We start from the raw sequence: 23,688 nt of genomic DNA, 5'->3' as shown, positions 1-23,688 counted from the left end.
CAAGCCAATCAGCTTCAATCAGTGCAAGCAACAACTCAGGTAGCGGTTTAGGTTCAACAAGCACAAGCAATGACTCAGCTAGCCAATCAACTTCAGCATCTGTATCAGCTAGCCAATCAGCTTCAATCAGCACAAGTGAATCAGTTTCAACAAGCACAAGCTTGAGCGACAGCGTAAGTACCTCAGCTAGCTTGTCTGACAGTGCTTCAATCTCAAGCGCTTTGAACCACTCACAAGCTCCTGCACAACAACCTGCTGGACCAGGACGCTCAAACGGTAGAAAACTTCCAAATACAGGAACTGCAAGTAACCAATTTGCTGGTCTTGGATTAGGAGTAGCTGCCTTGGCAACTGCCTCTCTTCTTGGCAAGAAGAAGAAATCAGCAGCTTCTGAGATGGATTTAGAAGACTAAGTCCCAGAAATCAACTAAAATGAAATTGCTGATATCATTTTAGCGATGAAAACAAGAACCCCGGATGGCTCAAGGCTATCTGGGGTTTGTTTGTGGGCTCATTTTTAATCTATAGGCCTTTTTAGTTCTTTCTGCCTACCTTTTTTGTTATACTAGTAAAAGAAAAATTAGAAAGATTTGTGGGTGTCAACCAATCCAGTGGCTTGTTTGAATATGGATTGAGGTTCCACCCAAAGAGGTATTAGTGTCGTGTCTCAATCTTATATCAATGTTATCGGAGCAGGTTTAGCAGGTTCTGAAGCAGCCTACCAAATCGCAGAGCGTGGTATTCCAGTTAAACTCTATGAAATGCGTGGTGTCAAGTCAACACCCCAGCACAAAACAGACAATTTTGCAGAGTTAGTTTGTTCCAATTCTCTTCGTGGCGATGCCCTGACAAATGCTGTTGGGCTCCTCAAGGAAGAAATGCGTCGCTTGGGTTCTGTCATCTTGGAATCTGCTGAGGCTACGCGTGTTCCTGCTGGTGGTGCCCTTGCGGTGGACCGAGATGGATTCTCTCAGATGGTGACTGAGAAAGTTGCCAACCACCCCTTAATCGAAGTAGTGCGTGATGAAATTACAGAATTACCGACAGATGTTATTACAGTTGTAGCGACTGGCCCTTTGACCAGCGATGCCCTAGCCGAAAAGATTCATGCCCTTAATGATGGTGATGGTTTCTATTTCTACGATGCGGCAGCACCTATAATTGATGTCAACACCATTGATATGAGCAAGGTTTATCTCAAATCTCGTTATGATAAGGGAGAAGCAGCCTACCTCAACGCTCCCATGACCAAACAAGAGTTTATGGATTTTCATGAAGCCTTGGTCCATGCGGAAGAAGCACCGCTTAATTCTTTTGAAAAAGAAAAGTACTTTGAAGGTTGTATGCCGATCGAAGTCATGGCCAAGCGTGGCATTAAAACCATGCTTTATGGTCCTATGAAGCCAGTTGGTCTGGAGTACCCAGACGACTACACAGGTCCGCGTGATGGAGAATTTAAAACACCTTATGCGGTTGTCCAGCTCCGTCAGGACAACGCGGCTGGTAGTCTCTACAATATCGTCGGTTTTCAGACCCATCTCAAATGGGGAGAGCAAAAGCGTGTTTTCCAAATGATTCCTGGTCTTGAAAATGCGGAGTTTGTCCGTTATGGGGTCATGCACCGTAATTCTTACATGGATTCACCAAATCTTCTTGAGCAGACCTATCGTTCTAAGAAACAGCCAAACCTCTTCTTTGCTGGTCAAATGACGGGTGTGGAAGGCTATGTTGAGTCAGCAGCGTCAGGCTTAGTTGCAGGTATTAACGCGGCTCGTCTCTTCAAGGGAGAAAGCGCAGCTATTTTCCCAGAGACAACAGCGATTGGCAGTCTGGCTCATTACATCACCCATGCGGACAGCAAACACTTCCAGCCTATGAATGTCAATTTTGGGATTATCAAGGAGTTAGAAGGCGAGCGTATCCGTGATAAGAAGGCTCGTTATGAAAAAATTGCAGAGCGTGCTCTTGCTGACTTAGAGGAATTTTTAACTGTCTAATTTTTTTGAAAGAATTGCTCATGATACTATAAAAATCTTAGAAATTGTGATAAAATAGGTAGGATAAAAAAAGGAGAGTAAAAATGGCGAACCCCAAGTATAATCGTATTTTAATCAAGTTATCAGGTGAAGCCCTTGCCGGTGAACGTGGCGTAGGGATTGATATCCAAACAGTTCAAAAAATTGCAAAAGAGATTCAAGAAGTTCATAGTCTAGGGATCGAAATTGCCCTTGTAATTGGTGGAGGAAATCTCTGGCGTGGAGAACCTGCTGCAGAAGCAGGAATGGACCGCGTTCAGGCAGATTACACTGGAATGCTTGGGACCGTTATGAATGCTCTTGTGATGGCAGATTCATTGCAACAAGTTGGAGTCGATACGCGTGTGCAAACAGCTATTTCTATGCAACAAGTGGCTGAGCCTTACGTACGTGGACGTGCCCTTCGCCACCTTGAAAAAGGCCGTATCGTTATCTTTGGTGCCGGAATTGGTTCACCTTACTTCTCAACAGATACAACAGCAGCCCTCCGTGCAGCTGAAATCGAAGCGGATGCCATCCTTATGGCTAAAAATGGTGTAGATGGTGTTTACAATGCCGATCCTAAGAAAGACAAGACAGCCGTCAAGTTTGAAGAATTGACTCACCGTGATGTTATCAACAAAGGTCTTCGTATCATGGACTCAACAGCTTCAACCCTCTCTATGGACAACGACATTGACTTGGTTGTCTTTAACATGAACCAACCAGGCAACATCAAACGTGTCGTATTTGGTGAAAATATCGGAACAACAGTTTCAAACAATATCGAAGAAAAGGAATAAGAAAATTATGACTAACGCAATTGTAGAAAAAGCTAAAGAGAGAATGACCCAGTCTCACCAATCACTTGCTCGTGAATTTGGTGGTATCCGTGCCGGTCGTGCCAATGCAAGCTTGCTTGACCGTATCCACGTAGAATACTATGGAGTCGAAACTCCTCTTAACCAAATCGCTTCAATTACCATTCCAGAAGCGCGTGTCTTGTTGGTAACACCATTTGACAAGTCTTCATTGAAAGACATCGAACGTGCCTTGAACGCTTCTGATCTTGGTATTACACCAGCTAATGATGGCTCTGTGATCCGCTTGGTTATCCCAGCTCTTACAGAAGAAACTCGTCGTGACCTTGCCAAAGAAGTGAAAAAGGTTGGTGAAAATGCTAAAGTGGCTGTCCGTAACATCCGCCGCGACGCTATGGACGAAGCTAAAAAACAAGAAAAAGCAAAAGAAATCACTGAAGACGAATTGAAGACTCTTGAAAAAGATATTCAAAAAGTAACAGACGATGCTGTCAAACACATCGACGACATGACTGCCAACAAAGAAAAAGAACTCTTGGAAGTCTAAAAATAAACAGAAAAACTCAGTTGGCATTGCTGGCTGAGTTTTATTCGAAAGAAGGAAATATGAATACAAATCTTGCAAGTTTTATCGTTGGACTCATCATCGATGAAAATGACCGTTTTTACTTTGTGCAAAAGGATGGTCAGACCTATGCTCTTGCTAAGGAAGAAGGTCAACATACAGTAGGGGATACGGTCAAAGGTTTTGCCTATACGGATATGAAGCAGAAACTCCGCTTGACAACCTTAGAAGTGACTGCCACACAGGACCAATTTGGTTGGGGAACCGTAACAGAAGTTCGTAAGGACTTGGGCGTCTTTGTGGATACTGGTCTACCTGATAAGGAAATTGTTGTGTCACTCGACATCCTCCCTGAGCTCAAGGAACTCTGGCCTAAGAAAGGCGACAAACTCTACATCCGTCTTGAGGTGGACAAGAAAGACCGCATCTGGGGACTTTTGGCGTATCAAGAAGATTTCCAACGTCTGGCTCGTCCTGCCTACAACAACATGCAGAACCAAAACTGGCCAGCCATTGTTTACCGTCTCAAGCTGTCAGGGACCTTTGTCTATCTGCCAGAGAATAACATGCTTGGTTTTATTCACCCAAGTGAGCGCTATGCAGAGCCACGTTTGGGGCAAGTGTTAGATGCACGTGTCATCGGTTTCCGTGAAGTGGACCGTACCTTGAACCTATCCCTCAAACCACGTTCTTTTGAAATGTTGGAAAATGATGCTCAGATGATTTTGACCTACTTGGAAAGCAATGGCGGTTTCATGACCTTAAATGATAAGTCGTCTCCCGAGGACATCAAGGCAACCTTTGGTATCTCTAAAGGTCAGTTCAAGAAAGCACTCGGTGGCTTGATGAAGGCTGGCAAAATCAAGCAAGATCAGTTTGGGACAGAGTTGATTTAGGTCTTATAGACATGATAAAGAAACTTGAAGAAATGAGTTTAGAGGAACTCTGGAAACTTTTTCCTATTTTTCTAGTAGAGCACAAATCAGAGTGGAAAGACTGGTATGAATCGGAAAAAGCAAATCTGAAAAAAATATTGGGTGCAAATGTTATTAAAAGAATAGAACATATCGGCAGCACTGCTATACCTAATATTTGGGCCAAAAATATCGTTGATATTCTGCTTGAAGTAGGTAGAATAGAGGATTTAGCAAGAGTTAGGGATTTATTGGTGAAGAATGGTTGGCTAGTGATGTCGGAGAGTCCTAACAGGATTTCGCTAAATAAAGGATATACAGAGCAGGGCTTTGCCGAGAAAGTTTTTCATCTACATTTGCGAATGACGGGAGATCATGACGAGATTTATTTTAGAGATTATCTCTGCCAGCATCCAGATATTGCCCAAGCGTATCAGGAATTAAAACTAAGTTTGTGGAAAAAATTTGAACACAATCGTGATGCCTATACAGATGCGAAAACAGATTTTATAAACCACTACATATCAGAGGCTAAGTCCAGTAATTTTCAAGAATCAGAAAAGTGTCATCAAAAAACTCTTGATAGGAGAAAGAATTGAGAAAATCATTTTACACTTGGCTCATGACCGAGCGAAATCCTAAAAGTAATAGCCCCAAAGCCATCTTGGCAGACCTCGCTTTTGAAGAGTCAGCATTTCCAAAACACACGGATGATTTTGATGAGGTGAGTCGCTTTTTGGAGGAACATGCCAGTTTCTCTTTTAACCTAGGAGACTTTGACGCCATCTGGCAAGAATACTTAGAACACTAGAGACAATGAGATGAGGCTAGTATTTTATTGTTCTCTTTGCTATAATAAAAAGAAATAAACGGATTAGAGAGGTTCTTTATTTGAAGGAACATTCAATAGACATTCAACTGAGTCATCCAGATGACCTGTTTCATCTTTTTGGATCCAATGAGCGCCATCTTCGTTTGATGGAAGAAGAGCTCGATGTTGTGATTCATGCCCGTACGGAGATTGTTCAGGTTATCGGAGAAGAGACTGCCTGTGAGGAAGCCCGTCAGGTTATTCAGGCTTTGATGGTCTTGGTGAATCGAGGAATGACGGTTGGCACGCCAGATGTGGTGACGGCTATTAGCATGGTCAAAAACGACGAAATCGACAAGTTTGTCGCCCTTTACGAAGAAGAAATCATCAAGGATAATACTGGGAAGCCTATCCGTGTCAAAACCTTGGGTCAAAAGCTTTATGTGGACAGTGTCAAACAGCATGATGTGACCTTTGGAATCGGACCAGCAGGGACAGGGAAGACCTTTCTTGCAGTGACCTTGGCAGTGACTGCCCTTAAACGTGGGCAAGTCAAGCGAATTATCCTCACTCGACCAGCAGTGGAAGCTGGTGAGAGTCTTGGATTTCTTCCGGGTGATCTCAAGGAAAAGGTGGATCCTTATCTTCGACCTGTTTATGATGCCTTGTATCAGATTCTCGGGAAAGACCAAACGACTCGTCTTATGGAGCGTGAAATTATAGAAATCGCGCCCCTTGCCTATATGCGTGGACGGACCTTGGATGATGCCTTTGTCATTCTCGATGAGGCGCAAAATACGACCATCATGCAGATGAAGATGTTCTTGACGCGTTTAGGTTTTAATTCTAAGATGATTGTCAATGGAGATATCAGCCAGATTGATCTTCCGCGTAACGTCAAGTCCGGTTTAATTGATGCCCAAGAAAAGCTCAAGAACATTCACCAAATTGACTTTGTTCATTTTTCAGCAAAGGATGTGGTTCGTCATCCAGTTGTCGCTCAGATTATTCGAGCCTATGAACCAGCTCCAGTTAAGGTTGAAGAAAAGAACGAAGAAACAGAATAGCAAAAAAAGAGCAGTTCAATTTGAACTGCTCTTTATCGTATCTGTGTTAATTAGTTAATGTTTTTAGACAAGTTCATCAATCGAAGTGTGATCCTTATCTAGCCCTTGGGCAACTGGAAGACTGGTCAAGTAACCTTGATAAGTGGTCACACCTTGACGCAAGCCCTCATCTTCAGCAATTGCTTGTGCGAATCCTTTGCCAGCCAGAGCTTCGATATAAGGAAGAGTGACATTGGTTAGGGCGATGGTTGAAGTACGGGCAACCGCACCAGGGATATTAGCAACAGCATAGTGGAGAACACCGTATTTTTCATAGACAGGTTCATCGTGCGTTGTCACACGGTCAGCTGTCTCGATAACGCCACCTTGGTCAACAGCAACGTCAACGATGACAGAGCCTGGACGCATTTGTTTGACCATCTCATCTGTAACCAATTTTGGTGCTTTGGCCCCAGGGATGAGAACTGCACCAATCACCACATCAGCATCTCTCACACTTGCTTCGATGTTGAAAGAATTTGACATAAGAGTTTGGATTTGGTTTCCAAAGACTTCTTCTAGAACCGAGAGACGCTTCGCACTGATATCTAAAATAGTCACTTGAGCACCGAGTCCCAAGGCGATGCGGGCAGCATGTGTACCAACGACACCGCCACCTATGATGGTTACTTTTCCTTTTGGAACACCTGGTACACCACCAAGTAGAACACCAGAGCCACCAGCTTGCTTAGTAAGGAAGTGAGCTCCGATTTGAACAGCCATACGACCTGCAACTTCACTCATAGGAACGAGGAGCGGTAGTTGTCCTTGATTGTCACGAACAGTTTCGTAGGCAATTCCTGTTGTTTTGGCTGCTAACATAGCTTCTGCTAATTCTGGCGCAGCGGCCATGTGCAAGTAGGTGAAGAGAAGAAGATCGTCGCGCAAGTAACCATATTCAGAACTTAAAGGTTCTTTTACTTTTACGACTAACTCAGCTGCCCACGCTTCAGCAGCAGTAACGACAATCTCAGCACCTTGCTTTTGATAGTCCGCATCAGTAAAGCCTGAACCGAGTCCAGCATTTGTTTCGATGAGGACGCGGTGACCACGGGTGATCAAACTGTGGACGCCAGCAGGAGTTAGGGCAACGCGGTTTTCGTTATTTTTAATTTCTTTTGGAATTCCGATTAACATAGAGATAACCTACCTTTCAATTGACGGTATTGTTTTAGTTGTCACATTGTTTGTTTAAATCAAAAATGCGATGATTTTATTTTATATGAAACCGCTTCAAAAATCAAGAAAAACTTGTTATCTAATTTCATTTATGCTATTCTAGTGAGAATCAAGCTCTAATGGAGGAAAAAGTATGGAATCAATATTTGTGAAATTTGCCCAGTATCCAATAGTGGAGACAGAACGTTTATTGCTTAGACCTGTGACTTTGAATGATGCGGAAGCTATGTTTGAGTATGCTTCGGATAGAGAAAATACACGCTACACTTTTCCAACCAATCAGAGTTTAGAAGAAACCAAGAACAACATCGCTCAGTTCTACTTGGCTAATCCCTTGGGACGGTGGGGAATCGAACTAAAAAGCAATGGCAAGTTTATCGGAACTATTGACTTGCACAAGATTGACCCCATTCTCAAAAAAGCAGCTATTGGTTACATTATCAACCAAAAGTATTGGAATCAAGGATTGACGACAGAAGCCAATCGTGCCGTGATTGAACTGGCTTTTGAGAAGATTGGAATGAACAAGTTGACTGCTCTTCACGACAAGGACAATCCTGCATCTGGAAGAGTCATGGAGAAATCAGGTATGGGTTTTTCACATGAAGAACCCTATGCCAGAATGGATAATAAAGAACCAGGTCGAATTATCACAAGAGTTCATTATGCCTTGACCAAGGAAGATTATTTTGCAAATAAGTAAGCAGTTGAAAAGATTTTTCAGCTGTTTTTTTCTTTCTCTTGCGAATAACTTAAGAGAGGAGAAAATATGGAAGCAATTATCGAAAAAATCAAAGAGTATAAAATCATTGTCATTTGTGCTGTTTTGGGTTTGGCCCTCGGCGGATTTTTCCTACTAAAGCCAACTTCACAAACACCCGTCAAAGAAACAAATTTGCAGGCTGAAGTTGTAGCTGTTTCAAAGGAGACATCTACCGAAAAAGAAGTGAAAAAGGAAGAAAAGGAAGAGTCTTCTGAACAAGATCTGATCACAGTGGATGTCAAGGGTGCTGTCAAATCACCAGGGATTTATGATTTGCCAGTAGGGAGTCGGGTTCATGATGCCGTTCAGAAGGCAGGTGGCTTGACAGAGGAGGCAGATAGCAAATCGCTCAATCTTGCTCAGAAAGTCAGTGACGAGGCTCTGGTCTATGTTCCAACCAAGGGAGAAGAAGCAGCTAGTCAGCAGGCTGCCTCTGGAACGACTCCTTCGACAAGTAAAGAAAAGAAGGTCAACCTCAATAAAGCCAGTCTGGAAGAACTCAAGCAGGTCAAGGGATTGGGCGGCAAACGAGCTCAGGATATTATCGACCATCGTGAATCAAATGGGAAATTCAAGTCGGTTGATGAACTCAAGAAGGTTTCTGGGATTGGCGCAAAGACCATAGAAAAGTTAAAAGACTATGTTACAGTGGACTAAAAACTTCCCTATTCCCCTAATCTATCTGAACTTTCTGTTGCTCTGGCTTTACTATGCCATTTTTGGAACGTCCTATCTCGCACTGCTAGGTTTTGTTTTTCTGCTCGTCTGCCTCTTTTTCCAATTTCCTTGGAAATCTGCTGGCAAAGTTCTAGCGATTTGTGGAGTTTTTGGATTTTGGTTTTTGTTTCAAAACTGGCAACAGACACAAGTGAGTCAAGACTTGGTTGGCTATGTTGAAAAGGTGAGGATTTTACCAGATACCATCAAAGTCAATGGGGATAGTCTATCCTTTCGGGGGAAGGCTGACGGCCGTACCTTCCAAGTTTATTATAAACTTCAGTCCGAGGAGGAGAAAGAGCACTTTCAAGACTTAACAGACCTTCACGAGATAGAGCTAGAGGGGAAAGTTTCAGAGCCAGAAGGGCAGAGAAATTTTGGTGGATTTGACTACCAAGCCTATCTGAAGACTCAGGGAATCTACCAGACACTGACTATCAAGAGCGTCCAGTCACTGAAAAAAATTAGCAGTTGGGATATAGGTGAAAATTTATCAAGTTTACGTCGAAAGGCTGTAGTTTGGATCAAGACGCACTTTCCAGACCCTATGCGCAACTATATGACAGGTCTTCTGTTAGGACATCTGGATACGGACTTTGAGGAGATGAATGAACTTTATTCTAGTCTAGGAATTATCCATCTCTTTGCCTTGTCGGGTATGCAGGTGGGCTTCTTTATGGATGCCTTTAAGAAACTTCTCTTACGATTGGGCTTGACCCAAGAAAAGTTGAAGTGGCTGACCTATCCTTTTTCCCTTATCTATGCAGGTCTGACAGGATTTTCAGCTTCGGTCATTCGCAGTCTCTTGCAAAAGTTACTGGCCCAACATGGTCTTAAGGGTTTGGATAATTTTGCCTTGACGGTCCTTGTCCTCTTTATCATCATGCCTAACTTTTTCTTGACAGCTGGAGGGGTCTTGTCCTGCGCCTACGCTTTTATCTTGACCATGACTAGCAAAGAAGGGGAGGGGCTCAAGGCTGTTGCAAGAGAAAGTCTGGTCATTTCCTTGGGAATATTGCCTATTCTATCCTTCTATTTTGCAGAATTTCAGCCTTGGTCTATCCTTTTGACCTTTGTCTTTTCCTTTCTGTTTGATGTGGTATTCTTACCGCTTTTGTCCATCTTATTCATTCTGTCTTTTGTTTCCCCAGTCACTCAGTTTAACTTTGTCTTTGTGTGGTTGGAGGACATCATTCGCTTGGTATCGCAGCTGGCAAGCAGGCCTCTGGTCTTTGGTCAACCCAATGCATGGCTTTTGATTCTTCTCTTAGTTTCATTAGCCTTGCTCTATGACATGAGAAAAAACATCAAAAGACTAGCGGGATTAAGCTTGTTTATTGTGGGACTCTTTTTCCTGATCAAGCATCCACTTGAAAATGAAATCACCATGCTGGATGTAGGGCAAGGGGAAAGTATTTTCCTACGGGATGTAACAGGTAAAACCATTCTCATAGATGTGGGAGGCAAGGCAGAATCTGATAAGAAAATCGAAAAATGGCAAGAAAAGGCGACGACCAGTAATGCCCAGCGAACCTTGATTCCCTATCTTAAAAGTCGCGGAGTAGCCAAGATTGACCAGCTTATTTTGACCAACACAGACAAAGAATATGTTGGAGATTTGCTAGAGGTGACCAAGGCTTTCCATGTCGGGGAGATTTTAGTATCAAAAGGAAGTTTAACACAGAAAGAATTTGTGGCAGAACTACAAGCGACTCAAACCAAGGTACGCAGTGTGACAGCAGGGGAGAATTTACCGATTTTTGGCGGTTACTTAGAAGTCCTATCTCCAAGGAAGATTGGAGATGGGGATCGTGATGATTCTCTAGTTCTTTATGGGAAACTTTTGGATAAGCACTTTCTCTTCACAGGAAATTTGAAAGAGAAGGGAGAGAAGGATCTTTTAAAGCAATACCCTGATTTAGAGGTGGACGTCTTGAAAGTCGGTCAACATGGTTCTAAAACCTCATCAAATCCAGCTTTTCTAGAAAAACTCAACCCAGAGATTTCTCTCATCTCAGTTGGAAAGAACAATCGTGCGAAACTCCCCCATCAGGAAACCTTGACTCGACTAGAGACCATCAAGAGTAAGATTTACCGAACTGACCAGCAAGGGGCTATCCGCTTTAAAGGATGGAATCGTTGGCAAATCGAAAGCGTTCGTTAGGAAGAAACAATGTTATATATTAGTAAAATAAACAAAATATCTGTTGCATAATACTGAGAAAAACGATATAATGAAAGTGTTTCCAATAGTAATGATATAAATGCAATGAAAACATGAAAAATCAGCAAAAGTCGTTTTATTAGCGAGTTTATCATCTATTGTTTTTGTCAGTCCAGTGCAGCAGCTGTGACAGTTACTAAAAGTTATTGGTATGATTGGAATACCGCTTGGAAGTTTAGTATGAATTACCACGGACGTAAATATGTAAACATTCCAAGATGGTCTGCTTATTACTCTATAATGACTAAAAAGTTGGTCCGATTGGCATTCTGTTCGCTATGAGGTCATTAACTACTAGACAGGAAACTATCAATCGTTAAAGAGTGAGAAAAAGGAGGGCTGGATATGTTAAATCTTACTCATGTTACCTTAAAAACGCGACAAGTTATCTTGCAAGATGCGGATTTCACCTTTAAAAAAGGTAGGATTTATGGCCTTCTTGCTATCAATGGCTCGGGAAAGACGACACTGTTCCGAGCTATGAGCAAGCTGCTTCCCCTTAGTAGTGGACATATCGCAGCCTCTCCTTCTTTGTTTTATTATGAGAGTGTTGAATGGCTGGATGGAAACTTAAGTGGGATGGACTACCTTCGTCTCATAAAGAACATCTGGAAGTCAGGCCTGAACTTGAGTGATGAAATCGCCTATTGGGAAATGTCTGACTATATCAGCCTTCCTATTCGTAAGTATTCCTTAGGGATGAAGCAACGCTTGGTGATTGCCATGTATTTCCTCAGTCAGGCGAAATGCTGGCTTATGGATGAGGTAACAAATGGTTTAGACGAGTATTATCGACAGAAGTTTTTTGATAGATTGGCACAAATCAATAGAAAAGAACAGCTGGTTCTTTTAAGTTCCCACTACAAAGAGGAGTTAGTGGAGATTTGCGATAGCATGGTAACCATTCGTCAGGGGCAGATAGAAGAGGTTCCGTTATGAAAGATATTAGTCTATTTTTGTTAAAGAAAGTTTTCAAAAGTCGTTTAAACTGGATTATCTTAGCTTTATTTGCATCTGTACTCGGTGTTACCTTTTATTTAAATAGTCAGACTGCAAACTCACACAGCTTGGAGAGCGAGTTGGAAACCCGTCTTGTAAAAGATGAGAGAATCATCAATGAAAATGAAGTGAAGCTTTCCCAAATGTCTGACACCAGCTCGGAGGAATACCAGAGTGTTAAAAGAAATTTAGACATACAAAAAAATCTTTTGACTCAAAAGAAAGAAATTCTGGCTTTGTTAAAAGAAGGACGCTGGAAAGAAGCCTACTATTTGCAGTGGCAAGATGAGGAAAAGAGTTATGAAATTGTATCGAAGGAATCGACTTCTGGCTCTGACTTTAAAATGGCGGTTGACCTCCAACGAAAGATTTACCAAGCCCTGTATCCCTTAAACATAAAAGCACATACTTTGGAGTTTCCAACCCACGGGATTGATCAGATTGTCTGGATTTTAGAGGCTATCATCCCAACCTTGTTTGTGATTGGTATTATTTTTATGCTAACACAACTATTTGCAGAAAGATATCAAAATCATCTGGATACAGCTCAGTTATATCCTTTTTCAAAAGTGACATTTGCAATATCCTCTCTTGGAGTTGGAGTGGGTTATGTAACTGTGCTGTTTATCGGAATCTGTAGCTTTTCTTTTCTAGTGGGAAGTCTGATAAGTGGTTTTGGACAGTTAGATTATCCCTACCCGATATATAGCTTAACGAATCAAGAGGTAACCATTGGAAAAATACAAGATGTGTTATTTCCTAGTTTGCTCTTAACTTTCTTGGCTTTTATTGTCATTGTGGAAGTCGTCTACTTGATTGCTTACTTTTTCAAGCAAAAAATGCCTGTCCTCTTTCTTTCCCTCATCGGGATTGTTGGCTTATTGTTTGGTATCCAAACGATCCAGCCTCTTCAGAGTATTGCACATCTGATTCCCTTTACTTACTTGCGTTCAGTGGAGATTTTATCTGGAAGATTACCTAAGCAGATTAATAATGTAGATTTAAATTGTAGCATGGGTATTGTCTTACTTTCTTGCCTGATTATTCTTTTGTTAGTGGGGATTCTATTTATCGAAAGATGGGGAAGTTCACGTAAAAAAGAAGTTTTTAATAGGTCTTAGCGTTCCTATATGGAAGGTGAGGAAAAAACTAACACAGGGAGGGAACCAACTAGGTTCTCTCTTTTTGATGCGGACATCAAGAAGAAAACAGAAATTTTTTGAAAAAATGACTTTTTATCTTGACAAGGGCTAGAAAACTTGGTATCATATAAAAGTTGAGAAAAGCAGAAGTGAGAGCTTCTCGCCTTGTGACATCAAGTTGCCTGGCCCTACGGATGAAAAGTTTCTAAGAAACGCTATCATAACGTGCGGGCTTGTATCATTACGAGCCCGCTCTTGTTTTTCTCTAATAATAAAAAAGAGGTGAAAACCATAGCAAAGCAAGACTTATTCATCAATGATGAAATTCGTGTACGTGAAGTTCGCTTGATCGGTCTTGAGGGAGAACAGCTAGGCATCAAGCCACTCAGCGAAGCGCAAGCATTGGCTGATAGTGCAAATGTTGACTTAGTATTGATTCAACCCCAAGCAAAACCGCCTGTTGCTAAAATTATGGACTACGGTAAGTTCAAATTTGAGTACCAGAAAAAGCAAAAAGAACAACGTAAAAAACAAAGTGTTGTTACTGTGAAAGAAGTTCGTCTGAGTCCAACTATTGACAAGGGAGACTTTGACACAAAACTTCGCAATGCACGTAAATTCCTTGAAAAAGGAAATAAAGTTAAGGTATCTATTCGCTTTAAAGGGCGTATGATCACCCATAAAGAGATTGGTGCAAAAGTTTTAGCCGAGTTTGCTGAAGCAACACAAGATATTGCCATCATCGAACAACGAGCTAAGATGGATGGACGCCAAATGTTCATGCAGTTGGCGCCAGCAACTGACAAAAAATAGTTGTCAGAAAGTTAAATAAAGGAGAAAAAATCATGCCAAAACAAAAAACACACCGCGCATCAGCTAAACGTTTCAAACGTACAGGTTCTGGTGGACTTAAACGTTTCCGTGCTTACACTTCTCACCGTTTCCACGGAAAAACTAAGAAACAACGTCGTCATCTTCGTAAAGCATCTATGGTGCATTCAGGAGATTTCAAACGTATCAAAGCAATGCTTACTCGCTTGAAATAATAGCCTAACAGTAAGTAAACAATTCTAGGAAATATTTGGAGGAAATAAAACATGGCACGTGTTAAAGGTGGCGTTGTATCACGCAAACGTCGTAAACGTATTCTTAAATTAGCAAAAGGTTACTATGGAGCTAAACACATCTTGTTCCGTACTGCAAAAGAACAAGTAATGAACTCTTACTACTATGCATACCGTGACCGTCGTCAGAAAAAACGTGACTTCCGTAAATTGTGGATCACTCGTATCAATGCGGCAGCTCGTATGAACGGACTTTCTTACTCACAATTGATGCATGGTTTGAAATTGGCTGAAATCGAAGTTAACCGTAAAATGCTTGCTGACTTGGCTGTTAACGATGCAGCAGCTTTCACAGCTCTTGCAGATGCAGCTAAAGCAAAACTTGGTAAATAATAATTGATAAGACTGGAACAGAATTGTCCCAGTCTTTTTAGAAATAAAGGAGAAAGCTATGGCTTCAAAAATGCTACACACCTGCTTGCGAGTAGAAAACCTTGAAAAATCAATCGCCTTCTATCAAGATGCTTTTGGTTTTAAAGAATTGCGTCGCAAGGATTTTCCAGATTATGCCTTCACCATTGTCTATCTAGGACTTGAGGGTGATGACTACGAGTTGGAATTGACCTATAACTATGACCACGGCCCTTACGTGGTAGGAGATGGCTTTGCCCATATCGCCCTCAGCACACCTGACCTTGAGGCTCTTCATCAAGAACATAGTGCCAAAGGCTATGAGGTTACAGAGCCCAAAGGCCTACCAGGAACCCCACCAAACTATTACTTTGTCAAGGATCCTGACGGCTACAAGGTCGAAGTCATTCGTGAAAAATAATCCAGTAAAGTCAAGTAGAATGTTCGTTTTCTACTTGACTTTTTTTCATCTAAAGAGTATACTAATACAAATTTAACCTTTAAGGGGAGTCCAGAGAGACTCACAAGGTGTCAGATAAAAGGGATAGGGGACTCTCTGTGGAGACTTTTTAAGTGTGTGCATGAGTTCTAGCCTAACCCAACTGAGGCCTTGCATTAGCAAGGCCTTTTCTTTATCTGCTCCCCTTAAATTTAAGGAGGAAAAGTCATGAATCCCACATGTAAGAAGCGTTTGGGTACCATTCGTTTGGAAACCATGAAGGTGGTTGCTCAGGAGGAAATCGCGCCGGCAATCTTTGAATTAGTCCTAGAAGGGGAGATGGTTGAAGCCATGCGAGCAGGTCAATTTCTCCATCTGCGCGTGCCTGATGATGCCCATCTCTTGCGCCGTCCTATTTCAATTTCATCTATTGACAAGGCAAACAAGCAGTGTCATCTTATTTATCGGATAGAGGGGTCTGGGACTGCTATTTTTTCAACATTAAGTCAGGGTGATACTCTTGATGTGATGGGGCCTCAGGGAAATGGTTTTGACTTGTCTGACTTGGACGACCAGAACCGAGTTCTCCTCGTTGGTGGTGGGATTGGTGTTCCACCCTTGCTCGAGGTAGCCAAGGAATTGCATGCGCGTGGTGTGAAAGTAGTAACAGTTCTCGGTTTTGCTAACAAGGATGCTGTTATTCTCGAAACGGAATTGGCCCAATATGGTCAGGTCTTTGTAACGACCGATGATGGTTCTTATGGCATTAAGGGAAATGTGTCAGTCATCATCAATGACTTAGAAAATCAGTTTGACGCCGTCTACTCATGTGGAGCTCCAGGAATGATGAAGTATATCAATCAAAGATTTCATGATCACCCAAGAGCCTATCTATCTTTGGAATCTCGTATGGCTTGTGGAATGGGGGCCTGCTATGCCTGTGTCTTAAAAGTGCCAGATAGTGAGACGGTCAGCCAACGCGTCTGTGAAGATGGCCCTGTTTTCCGTACAGGAACAGTTGTATTATAAGGAGAAAGTCATGACTACAAATCGTTTACAAGTTTCTCTACCGGGCTTGGACTTGAAAAATCCCATCATACCAGCATCAGGCTGTTTTGGTTTTGGTCAGGAGTATGCCAAGTACTATGATTTAGACCTTTTAGGCTCCATTATGATCAAGGCGACGACACTTGAACCCCGTTTTGGTAATCCAACTCCTAGGGTAGCAGAGACACCTGCTGGTATGCTCAATGCAATCGGCTTGCAAAATCCGGGTTTAGAAGCTGTTTTATCTGAAAAGTTGCCTTGGCTGGAAAGAGAATATCCTACGCTTCCCATCATCGCCAATGTTGTAGGCTTTTCAAAACAAGAGTACGCTGCCGTTTCTCGAGGAATTTCGAAGGCAGCAAATGTAAAAGCTATCGAGCTCAATATATCCTGTCCCAATGTGGATCACGGCAATCATGGACTTTTGATTGGGCAAGACCCTGATCTAGCTTATGAAGTGGTAAAAGCGGCTGTGGAAGCTTCCCATGTGCCAGTTTATGTCAAGTTAACCCCTAGTGTAACGGATATCGTCACCATCGCCAAAGCCGCAGAAGATGCAGGAGCAAGTGGGTTAACCATGATCAATACTCTAGTCGGTATGCGCTTTGACCTCAAAACCAGAAAGCCAATCTTGGCCAATGGAACGGGTGGGATGTCAGGCCCAGCAGTCTTTCCAGTAGCCCTCAAACTCATCCGCCAAGTCGCCCAAACAACAGACCTGCCCATTATTGGAATGGGAGGAGTAGATTCGGCTAAAGCTGCGCTAGAAATGTATCTGGCTGGTGCCTCTGCTATCGGAGTTGGAACAGCTAACTTTACCAATCCTTATGCTTGTCCTGATATCATCGAAAATCTGCCAAAAGTCATGGACAAATATGGCATTAGCAGTTTGGAAAATCTCCGTCGAGAAGTTAAAGCCAGTCTGAGATAAACTAGGTCTTCCTTATCGTCAACAAGACATAGAATCTTCATCAATTTGTAATATTTTCGTTAGTCAACTATGTTACAATAGGTTTTATAAAATAGTAATAGTGTAGATAGTTTTCTACTGAGGAGAATAAAATGAAGAAGATACTACTTGCAAGTACTGTCGTTCTTTCTATGGCAGGATTTGCAAAGACATCTGTATATGCTGAAGAATCTCAGGTTACGAAAAAAACTCAGACCACAGATGTAGTCGAGAAAAAAGAAGAAGTTACTCCCAAAAAAGAAATTCCTCAAGTGGAGCCCAAGAAAGAACCAGTTGTAAAAGAGGAAAATTCTTCTAAAGATGACTCATCCAAAAAGGAAAAAAAAGAGGAAGTTATCAAGGAAGGTTGGAAAAAAGAGCAAGGAAACTGGCGTTTTTATGAAAATAACCAGCCTGTCGTAAACTGGAAAAAAATTAGTGGCACTTGGTATTACTTTGATAAAAATGGCATTATGCTCAGTAATAGCATAGTTGATGATTACCTTGTCAAAGGTAATGGTGCTATGGCGGAAAACGATTGGGTGAAAATATCTGACAAGTGGTACTATGCCACAGCTTCAGGCAAGATTTCTCGCAATAAGTGGGAAAAGATTGAAGGCAGTTGGTATTACTTTGATAAAGATGGTGTCATGCTTAGCCGTACTATCTACAATGACTACCTCTTTCAAGGCAGTGGCGCCATGACAGAAAATGATTGGGTAAAAATATCTGACAAGTGGTACTATGCCACAGCTTCAGGCAAGATTTCTCGCAACAAATGGGAAAAGATTGAAGGCGTCTGGTATTACTTTGATAAAGAAGGTGTCATGCTTAGTCGCACCATCTATAATGACTATCTCTTCCAAGGTAGTGGTGCCATGGCAGAAAACGATTGGGTGAAAATATCTGACAAGTGGTACTATGCAACAGCTTTGGGCAAGATTTCTCGCAATAAATGGGAAAAAATCAAAGGAACATGGTACTATTTTAATAGCGATGGTGTGATGGCAAGTAGCCAGTGGAAAAGTGACTACTATCTGAAAGATAGTGGCGCTATGGCGGAAAAAGAGTGGATTTTTGATAAATCCTACAATAGCTGGTTCTACTTGAAGTCAGGTGGGGCCTACGCTTCCCGTGAATGGATTGGCTCATACTACCTTAAATCTGGTGGCTATATGGCCAAAAATGAATGGATTTTTGACAAAGATTACGATGCTTGGTACTATCTAAAAGATGATGGTCGATATGTAACGGGTACTTTTACGATCAAAGGTAAAGAGTATTCCTTCCAGAATAATGGGAAGTGGATCTCAGAGGCAAAATATTACAAAGTGAAACCAATTACTGCTTATGTTTATAGTGCTTCTGGTGAAAGATTGAGTTATGTATCACAGGGAACCATCGTCTCGCTTGGAGATGCCCAATCTAAAAAAGATAGTCAAATACCAGTCAATATTTCTGGTTTATCCGGCTTCATGAATAAAAGTGATTTAGTAGCTATTGATAAAGATAGTGAATTTGTCCCTCATTATACAAGTGATGGCAAGTATTTTTACCATGAGTTATCACCTTATGTAAGTCTCCGTGTTGCGCCACATAGCTCAGCTATGACTATTGGTAAGAAATATTATTCAACTGATGGAATTCATTTTGATGGTTTCACCATTGAAAATCCCTTCCTCTTTAGAAATTTAACTAAACCAAGTAATTACAGCGCAGCTGAATTGGATAAAATTTATTCTTTGATGAATATTCGGGATAGTCGCCTCGCTGGTAAGGGAGCTGTTTTTAAGGAAGCTGAGGAACGATATGGTGTAAATGCTCTTTACTTAATGGCTCATAGTGCACTTGAGAGTGCTTGGGGGCGGAGCCAGATTGCCAAGGATAAGAATAACTTCTTTGGAATTGCGGCTTATGATTCGAGCCCGTATACCTCAGCCAAGAAATTTGATGATGTGGACAAGGGGATTCTCGGTGCGGCCAAGTGGATTCGCGAGAACTATATTGACCGTGGAAGAGACCACCTTGGGAACAAAGCTTCTGGTATGAATGTACGCTATGCTTCTGACCCATACTGGGGAGAGAAAATTGCCAGTATCATGATGACTATCAATAGCAAACTTGGTGGGAAAGACTAATCAAAAGAACTCAACGGTAACTACTGAAAAGTGGTTATCGTTTTGTTTTGGACATTGGAGGAATAATAGTATAATAACAGTCTCTTTATTCTTGAACAATTAACAAAATGATAGTAAAATGTAAGAGAAGATGTTAATCTAATTACTATATGAAAACAAAGGAGACTTTTATGAAAAAGCTACTATCCTTCTCAATCGCCTTGCTTTCGATCACAACACTAGTTGCTTGTTCTGGACATAAGGCGGAATCAAAGGTCCCAGAAGAAAAAATTGAACAGAAGCAAATCAAGTTTGATGAGAAGTTGTTTAAAGAAGCCGGACTCTTGCCTTTTAAAAATGAGAAGCAACTAGAACTTGGGGAATTGGATTCTAAATCACGCGCAACGGGTGCTCATATTCAACTTAAGGACAGCGATGAGCCAACTGAGAAGAGAGAGCCTAAGATAAGTTATAACCCGGTTGGTTGGCACAACTATAATTTTTATTATGGAGATGGCTCTAAAAAGGCTTGGTTGATGAATCGAGGCCACTTAATTGGTTACCAGTTTAGCGGATTGAACGATGAAAAGAAAAACTTGGTTCCGATGACTAACTGGCTCAATGCTGGTACATATTATGGTACAGATAATACAAATCAAGAAAGTATGCTTTATTATGAAAATCGATTGGACTCTTGGTTGGCCAATCACCCAAACTACTATCTTGATTATAAGGTGACCCCAATCTATCAAAAAGATGAACTGATTCCGAGACAGATTGAATTGCAGTATGTGGGAATAGATGAAAATGGTAAACTCTTGGAAATCAAGTTGGGTGGTAGTAAGGAAAAGGTTGATCAGTATTCGGTGACGCATGTCGTTTTAGACAATGTTTCAGCTAATGCGGAAATCAATTACTTAGATGGTACGGCTAAAAATACAGTCGAAAACAAAGAAGAAAAAGCTAAGAAGGAAGCTGAGGAAAAAGCCAAGAAAGAGGCTGAAGAAAAAGAAGCCGCTGAAAAGAAAGCAAAAGAAGAACAGGAAAAAGCTCGCCAAGCCGCACAAGAAAAGGAAGAAAGCCAGGAATCAAACTCGCCATCTACAAATTCAGGTGGCTACTTTAGAGATAAAAACGGAAGATGGCACAGACCAAATGGTAAATTTGCTTCCAAGAAAGAAATTAGAGAAGCCGGATTGCAGTGGTAGGAAGAAATTTAGTAGATATACAGTCAAAAAGCCGTTGGAAAACGGTTTTTTGTTGCTTGTTTTGGTGTATTATAGTAAAATTGTGAAGATATTAAATACTTTTTGGAGATTAAAATGAAGAAAAAAATAATGATATTGTCAATGTGTCTCATCATAGGAATTTCTGGTCTGGGATACTATTTCTTATCCTATGCACCACATCAAGCTGCTGTAACTAAGTTTGAAGATGTAGTAAAGGATTTAAATGAAAAAAATAAAGAAGTTGAAGATCAGATAGCTGAGGCTGAAAAAGTTATTGATAATGATGAAGAACCTCTTGATTCTAAGACATTGGAAAAATTGAAATCAACTATAAAGGATAGCAAAGATTCACTTCGTAAAATACCAGATATTGAAAAACAAACTGAGCAAATTGAAAAGCAAATTGAAGAATTAAGTCAACCATTAGATTATAGTGAAATAAAAAAGAATTTATCTGAAAAATTGACTCACTATCAAAATAGCATTCTTCAATTAAAACAAATTACAAATCCTTCAAGTTCTTTTATCGAAGAAAGACTTAAAGAAATTGAATCAATTACTGGAGTACAATCTGTTACGGAGGATAATGACCCTAATAAAAAATTAAATAAACAAGGAGGGTATACAGCGTCTGTATATTTTGTTGACAAGCAAGTGAATGAATCTGTAGAAGGCTCAGATATTGTTCAAAAAGGTAATGATGCTGGTGGAAATATAGAAGTTTATAAGACAAAAGAAGATGCAGAGAAACGCAATACTTATATTAGTGCTTTTGATGGAACTGCTTTGAATCCGGGATCACACTATGTTTATGGAACCATATTAATTCGCACTTCGCACCATTTAACAGGAACTCAACAGAAAGAACTGACTGAGAAAATCTACAATAAATTGATTGAACTGAAATAATAAAAAAATTGGATAGCTATTTGTTTTATTGAACTAAGACACAGTCAAAAAGCCGTTGAAAAACGGTTTTTTGTTATAATTAAATGAAGAATGTAGAATTGAAGGAGAGCATCATGACATTTGAAGAAATCCTGCCTGGGTTAAAGGCTAAGAAAAAATATGTACGAACTGGTTGGGGAGGGGCTGAAAACTATGTGCAACTTTTTGACACCATCGAGCAGAATGGAGTTGCACTTGAAGTGACGCCTTATTTCCTAATCAACGTGTCTGGAGAAGGGGAAGGTTTTTCCATGTGGAGCCCGACACCTTGTGATGTTTTGGCAACGGATTGGGTAGAAGTGCATGACTAGACGTGTATTGATTACGGGAGTGAGTTCAGGTATCGGACTTGCTCAAGCTCGACTCTTTTTAGAGAAGGGTTATCAAGTTTATGGAGTTGACCAAGGTGAAAATCCACTCTTACAGGGTGATTTCTACTTTTTACAGAGAGATTTGACCTTGGACTTGGAGCCTATTTTTGACTGGTGTCCTCATGTTGATATTTTGTGTAATACTGCAGGAGTATTAGATGATTACAAACCACTTTTGGAGCAAACAGCTCAGGAAATTCAAGAGATTTTTGAAATCAACTACATAACTCCTGTTGAGCTAACTCGACATTATTTGACACAAATGCAAGAAAATAAAAAAGGGATTATCATCAATATGTGTTCGATTGCTTCGAGTCTGGCTGGCGGAGGTGGACACGCTTATACTTCCTCTAAGCATGCCTTAGCTGGCTTCACCAAGCAGTTGGCTCTAGACTATGCTGAAGCTGGGATTCAGGTCTTTGGTATCGCTCCAGGAGCTGTTAAGACAGCTATGACAGCTGCCGACTTTGAGCCAGGTGGGTTGGCTGACTGGGTGGCTAGTGAAACGCCAATCAAGCGCTGGATTGAGCCAGAGGAAATAGCAGAACTTAGCCTTTTCTTAGCAAGTGGAAAAGCTAGCGCCATGCAAGGGCAAATTTTAATAATAGATGGTGGCTGGTCTTTGAAGTAGGAGGAGTTGGATGGAAATCAAAAAACACTTTGGAGTTTATGGTGTTTGCTTTGAAAACGGGAAGTTACTCTGCATTGAAAAAACGAGAGGCCCTTATCAACATCGTTATGATCTACCCGGTGGTAGTCAACAACTTGGTGAAGGACTGACGAAAACTCTGATTAGAGAAGTTTTGGAAGAGACAGGATATAAGCTTAAGGATTACGCTAATCCTAGGATTTATGATGTGCTGGTTCAAGAAGATGGGCAAGACTTTGCAGTACACCATATCATGGCCTTTTATGATATCGTACTCGATTTTGAACACTCTCAAAATTCAATTTCTCAGGAGGTTCTTGATGGAAGTAATGATTCAGCAAATGCACTTTGGGTGAATTTGGAAGAAATTACTACAGAAAATGCATCGCCATTAGTTTTGAAGGTTAAGTCTGAATTATTAGGATTTCCAGAATTAGATATGACAAGCTATAGAAATTGGAAAGTGAAGTAAGGGGATAATGGAACTATTTAAAACATGGAAGAAAAATATGGTTCTCTATGGTCTTAAATCTCAAATCGGAACTGTCTACCGAAACAGTGATAGGACAACAAGCTTTTATGATGTTGGGAATTTTCTATACCTAGAAGGGGAGTTGAATTCCAGATTTTGGGAAGATTTTGTTAGAAAATATGGTTTAGATTATAAGATTATTATTTCAGAAAATACCAAATGGCAAGATTTTCTGCATCGGAAAGTGGGGCTAATTTCTTTTACTCGCTATTCTTTTAAAGATAAGGCAAATTTTCAAGTTGAATTTCTAAATGATCTAGTTAGTCATTTAGAGGAAGGTTACAGTATTGTGCCTATTGATAATCATATTTATAACTGCTTTTCTGAGGAAGAATGGTCACAAGATTTAAAGGGAGATTTTGAGTCTTATCAGGATTTTGCTTTAAAAGGTGGATTTGGCTTTGTGGTTCTTAAAAATAATGAACTGATTGCTGGGATTTCCTCAGGGTTAGTTTATCGTGGAGCAGTTGAAGTGGAAGTTGCAACTAGACCAAACGAACAAGGAAAAGGATTTGCTAAAAAGCTTGGTGCTGCAATGATTCTAGAGAGTTTAAATAGAGATATGTTTCCTCTTTGGGATGCTCATAACGAGGCTTCCAAAAAAGTAGCAGAATTTTTAGGATATGAGTTAGTGGAACCTTATGAAGCTTTTGAACTAGATGAAAGCGGCATATAA

Annotated in this window: 27 protein-coding genes and 1 other annotated feature; of the genes, 26 read left to right on the top strand and 1 reads right to left on the bottom strand. The window is 40.9% G+C overall.

What is annotated here, in order from left to right; all coding sequences use genetic code 11:
* From HT680_RS09235 to HT680_RS04720, 8 genes are all read left to right on the top strand, one after another.
* Positions 1-413: LPXTG cell wall anchor domain-containing protein (locus HT680_RS09235; protein WP_173258612.1), on the top strand; the 413-nt coding region annotated here is incomplete at its 5' end.
* Positions 414-662: 249 nt separating this feature from the next.
* Complete coding sequence (trmFO, locus tag HT680_RS04750; protein ID WP_173258610.1) at positions 663-1,997, top strand: methylenetetrahydrofolate--tRNA-(uracil(54)-C(5))-methyltransferase (FADH(2)-oxidizing) TrmFO; 1,335 nt, start codon at positions 663-665, stop codon at positions 1,995-1,997.
* Positions 1,998-2,080: 83 nt separating this feature from the next.
* Positions 2,081-2,818, top strand: coding sequence for a UMP kinase (gene pyrH / locus HT680_RS04745; protein ID WP_096407615.1), 738 nt, complete (start codon positions 2,081-2,083; stop codon positions 2,816-2,818).
* Between the two features lie 7 nt (positions 2,819-2,825).
* The gene (gene frr / locus HT680_RS04740) at positions 2,826-3,383 is read left to right on the top strand and encodes a ribosome recycling factor (RefSeq protein WP_173258608.1); all 558 of its coding nucleotides are present in this window, start codon (positions 2,826-2,828) and stop codon (positions 3,381-3,383) included.
* A gap of 59 nt (positions 3,384-3,442) precedes the next feature.
* Positions 3,443-4,297 (top strand): RNA-binding virulence regulatory protein CvfB, encoded by an 855-nt coding sequence (cvfB, locus tag HT680_RS04735; protein ID WP_001095457.1) that lies wholly within the window; start codon positions 3,443-3,445, stop codon positions 4,295-4,297.
* A gap of 11 nt (positions 4,298-4,308) precedes the next feature.
* Complete coding sequence (locus tag HT680_RS04730) at positions 4,309-4,914, top strand: GrpB family protein (RefSeq protein WP_173258606.1); 606 nt, start codon at positions 4,309-4,311, stop codon at positions 4,912-4,914.
* Complete coding sequence (locus HT680_RS04725; RefSeq protein WP_001232084.1) at positions 4,911-5,126, top strand: YozE family protein; 216 nt, start codon at positions 4,911-4,913, stop codon at positions 5,124-5,126. The genes HT680_RS04730 and HT680_RS04725 overlap by 4 nt, the downstream gene beginning before the upstream one ends.
* 80 nt (positions 5,127-5,206) lie before the next feature.
* Entirely contained in the window at positions 5,207-6,193 is a 987-nt protein-coding gene (locus tag HT680_RS04720; RefSeq protein WP_173258604.1) for a PhoH family protein, read from the top strand.
* 63 nt (positions 6,194-6,256) lie between these two features.
* Here the strand turns inward: HT680_RS04720 and ald are convergent, their stop codons facing one another.
* A complete protein-coding gene (ald, locus tag HT680_RS04715) occupies positions 6,257-7,369 on the bottom strand; it encodes an alanine dehydrogenase (RefSeq protein ID WP_173258602.1) in 1,113 nt (370 codons plus the stop codon).
* Between the two features lie 175 nt (positions 7,370-7,544).
* On the opposite strand from ald, the gene HT680_RS04710 reads away from it, so the two are divergent.
* The 18 genes from HT680_RS04710 to HT680_RS04625 all read left to right on the top strand — a co-directional run bounded on the left by HT680_RS04710 (position 7,545) and on the right by HT680_RS04625 (position 23,688).
* Positions 7,545-8,114, top strand: coding sequence for a GNAT family N-acetyltransferase (locus HT680_RS04710; RefSeq protein WP_173258600.1), 570 nt, complete (start codon positions 7,545-7,547; stop codon positions 8,112-8,114).
* A 66-nt stretch (positions 8,115-8,180) separates the two neighbouring features.
* Entirely contained in the window at positions 8,181-8,831 is a 651-nt protein-coding gene (locus HT680_RS04705; RefSeq protein ID WP_173258597.1) for a helix-hairpin-helix domain-containing protein, read from the top strand.
* Positions 8,815-11,055 carry a DNA internalization-related competence protein ComEC/Rec2 gene (locus HT680_RS04700; RefSeq protein ID WP_173258595.1) on the top strand — a complete coding sequence of 747 codons (2,241 nt, stop codon included), beginning with the start codon at positions 8,815-8,817 and terminating at the stop codon, positions 11,053-11,055. Before HT680_RS04705 ends, HT680_RS04700 begins: the two co-directional genes overlap by 17 nt.
* A gap of 405 nt (positions 11,056-11,460) precedes the next feature.
* Positions 11,461-12,054, top strand: a complete 594-nt coding sequence (locus HT680_RS04695; protein WP_173258593.1) for an ABC transporter ATP-binding protein — start codon at positions 11,461-11,463, stop codon at positions 12,052-12,054.
* Positions 12,051-13,235, top strand: a complete 1,185-nt coding sequence (locus HT680_RS04690) for a hypothetical protein (protein ID WP_173258591.1) — start codon at positions 12,051-12,053, stop codon at positions 13,233-13,235. Before HT680_RS04695 ends, HT680_RS04690 begins: the two co-directional genes overlap by 4 nt.
* A gap of 156 nt (positions 13,236-13,391) precedes the next feature.
* Positions 13,392-13,523, top strand: a sequence feature (ribosomal protein L20 leader region).
* Positions 13,524-13,538: 15 nt separating this feature from the next.
* A complete protein-coding gene (gene infC / locus HT680_RS04685; protein ID WP_000848184.1) occupies positions 13,539-14,069 on the top strand; it encodes a translation initiation factor IF-3 in 531 nt (176 codons plus the stop codon).
* Positions 14,070-14,101: 32 nt separating this feature from the next.
* Complete coding sequence (gene rpmI, locus HT680_RS04680; RefSeq protein ID WP_001125942.1) at positions 14,102-14,302, top strand: 50S ribosomal protein L35; 201 nt, start codon at positions 14,102-14,104, stop codon at positions 14,300-14,302.
* 51 nt (positions 14,303-14,353) lie between these two features.
* Positions 14,354-14,713, top strand: a complete 360-nt coding sequence (rplT, locus tag HT680_RS04675) for a 50S ribosomal protein L20 (protein ID WP_000124834.1) — start codon at positions 14,354-14,356, stop codon at positions 14,711-14,713.
* Positions 14,714-14,771: 58 nt separating this feature from the next.
* Positions 14,772-15,152, top strand: a complete 381-nt coding sequence (locus HT680_RS04670) for a VOC family protein (protein WP_000157143.1) — start codon at positions 14,772-14,774, stop codon at positions 15,150-15,152.
* 246 nt (positions 15,153-15,398) lie between these two features.
* Entirely contained in the window at positions 15,399-16,199 is an 801-nt protein-coding gene (locus HT680_RS04665) for a dihydroorotate dehydrogenase electron transfer subunit (RefSeq protein ID WP_001070096.1), read from the top strand.
* Complete coding sequence (locus HT680_RS04660; protein ID WP_080563306.1) at positions 16,162-17,148, top strand: dihydroorotate dehydrogenase; 987 nt, start codon at positions 16,162-16,164, stop codon at positions 17,146-17,148. Before HT680_RS04665 ends, HT680_RS04660 begins: the two co-directional genes overlap by 38 nt.
* A 131-nt stretch (positions 17,149-17,279) precedes the next feature.
* Complete coding sequence (locus HT680_RS04655) at positions 17,280-19,304, top strand: glucosaminidase domain-containing protein (protein WP_173258588.1); 2,025 nt, start codon at positions 17,280-17,282, stop codon at positions 19,302-19,304.
* 170 nt (positions 19,305-19,474) lie between these two features.
* Complete coding sequence (locus HT680_RS04650) at positions 19,475-20,491, top strand: DNA/RNA non-specific endonuclease (RefSeq protein WP_173258585.1); 1,017 nt, start codon at positions 19,475-19,477, stop codon at positions 20,489-20,491.
* 114 nt (positions 20,492-20,605) lie between these two features.
* Positions 20,606-21,421 carry an EbhA gene (locus tag HT680_RS04645; protein WP_125833832.1) on the top strand — a complete coding sequence of 272 codons (816 nt, stop codon included), beginning with the start codon at positions 20,606-20,608 and terminating at the stop codon, positions 21,419-21,421.
* Between the two features lie 113 nt (positions 21,422-21,534).
* Positions 21,535-21,771 (top strand): DUF2829 domain-containing protein, encoded by a 237-nt coding sequence (locus HT680_RS04640; protein WP_000141913.1) that lies wholly within the window; start codon positions 21,535-21,537, stop codon positions 21,769-21,771.
* A complete protein-coding gene (locus tag HT680_RS04635; RefSeq protein WP_173258581.1) occupies positions 21,764-22,462 on the top strand; it encodes a 3-oxoacyl-ACP reductase in 699 nt (232 codons plus the stop codon). Before HT680_RS04640 ends, HT680_RS04635 begins: the two co-directional genes overlap by 8 nt.
* A 10-nt stretch (positions 22,463-22,472) precedes the next feature.
* Entirely contained in the window at positions 22,473-22,952 is a 480-nt protein-coding gene (locus HT680_RS04630; protein WP_173258579.1) for an NUDIX hydrolase, read from the top strand.
* 7 nt (positions 22,953-22,959) lie between these two features.
* The gene (locus HT680_RS04625) at positions 22,960-23,688 is read left to right on the top strand and encodes a GNAT family N-acetyltransferase (protein WP_173258577.1); all 729 of its coding nucleotides are present in this window, start codon (positions 22,960-22,962) and stop codon (positions 23,686-23,688) included.

It is taken from the genome of Streptococcus sp. 5905, from assembly GCF_013276505.1.
GTDB lineage: Bacteria > Bacillota > Bacilli > Lactobacillales > Streptococcaceae > Streptococcus.
The sequence above is the reverse complement of the archived record's forward strand: the minus strand, read 5'-3'. Positions and strand labels throughout refer to the sequence as shown.

Excerpts from the sequence above, each read along its gene's own strand:
- cvfB (WP_001095457.1), top strand. The coding sequence starts at position 3,443 with ATGAATACAAATCTTGCAAGTTTTATCGTTGGACTCATCATCGATGAA.
- HT680_RS04660 (WP_080563306.1), top strand. The coding sequence starts at position 16,162 with ATGGCCCTGTTTTCCGTACAGGAACAGTTGTATTATAAGGAGAAAGTC.
- HT680_RS04710 (WP_173258600.1), top strand. The coding sequence starts at position 7,545 with ATGGAATCAATATTTGTGAAATTTGCCCAGTATCCAATAGTGGAGACA.
- frr (WP_173258608.1), top strand. The coding sequence starts at position 2,826 with ATGACTAACGCAATTGTAGAAAAAGCTAAAGAGAGAATGACCCAGTCT.
- HT680_RS04635 (WP_173258581.1), top strand. The coding sequence starts at position 21,764 with ATGACTAGACGTGTATTGATTACGGGAGTGAGTTCAGGTATCGGACTT.
- HT680_RS04665 (WP_001070096.1), top strand. The coding sequence starts at position 15,399 with ATGAATCCCACATGTAAGAAGCGTTTGGGTACCATTCGTTTGGAAACC.
- HT680_RS04705 (WP_173258597.1), top strand. The coding sequence starts at position 8,181 with ATGGAAGCAATTATCGAAAAAATCAAAGAGTATAAAATCATTGTCATT.
- HT680_RS04695 (WP_173258593.1), top strand. The coding sequence starts at position 11,461 with ATGTTAAATCTTACTCATGTTACCTTAAAAACGCGACAAGTTATCTTG.
- HT680_RS04700 (WP_173258595.1), top strand. The coding sequence starts at position 8,815 with ATGTTACAGTGGACTAAAAACTTCCCTATTCCCCTAATCTATCTGAAC.
- rpmI (WP_001125942.1), top strand. The coding sequence starts at position 14,102 with ATGCCAAAACAAAAAACACACCGCGCATCAGCTAAACGTTTCAAACGT.
- HT680_RS04640 (WP_000141913.1), top strand. The coding sequence starts at position 21,535 with ATGACATTTGAAGAAATCCTGCCTGGGTTAAAGGCTAAGAAAAAATAT.
- HT680_RS04670 (WP_000157143.1), top strand. The coding sequence starts at position 14,772 with ATGGCTTCAAAAATGCTACACACCTGCTTGCGAGTAGAAAACCTTGAA.
- HT680_RS04630 (WP_173258579.1), top strand. The coding sequence starts at position 22,473 with ATGGAAATCAAAAAACACTTTGGAGTTTATGGTGTTTGCTTTGAAAAC.
- HT680_RS04730 (WP_173258606.1), top strand. The coding sequence starts at position 4,309 with ATGATAAAGAAACTTGAAGAAATGAGTTTAGAGGAACTCTGGAAACTT.
- HT680_RS04655 (WP_173258588.1), top strand. The coding sequence starts at position 17,280 with ATGAAGAAGATACTACTTGCAAGTACTGTCGTTCTTTCTATGGCAGGA.
- ald (WP_173258602.1), bottom strand. The coding sequence starts at position 7,369 with ATGTTAATCGGAATTCCAAAAGAAATTAAAAATAACGAAAACCGCGTT.
- HT680_RS04645 (WP_125833832.1), top strand. The coding sequence starts at position 20,606 with ATGAAGAAAAAAATAATGATATTGTCAATGTGTCTCATCATAGGAATT.
- HT680_RS04625 (WP_173258577.1), top strand. The coding sequence starts at position 22,960 with ATGGAACTATTTAAAACATGGAAGAAAAATATGGTTCTCTATGGTCTT.
- HT680_RS04690 (WP_173258591.1), top strand. The coding sequence starts at position 12,051 with ATGAAAGATATTAGTCTATTTTTGTTAAAGAAAGTTTTCAAAAGTCGT.
- pyrH (WP_096407615.1), top strand. The coding sequence starts at position 2,081 with ATGGCGAACCCCAAGTATAATCGTATTTTAATCAAGTTATCAGGTGAA.
- HT680_RS04650 (WP_173258585.1), top strand. The coding sequence starts at position 19,475 with ATGAAAAAGCTACTATCCTTCTCAATCGCCTTGCTTTCGATCACAACA.
- rplT (WP_000124834.1), top strand. The coding sequence starts at position 14,354 with ATGGCACGTGTTAAAGGTGGCGTTGTATCACGCAAACGTCGTAAACGT.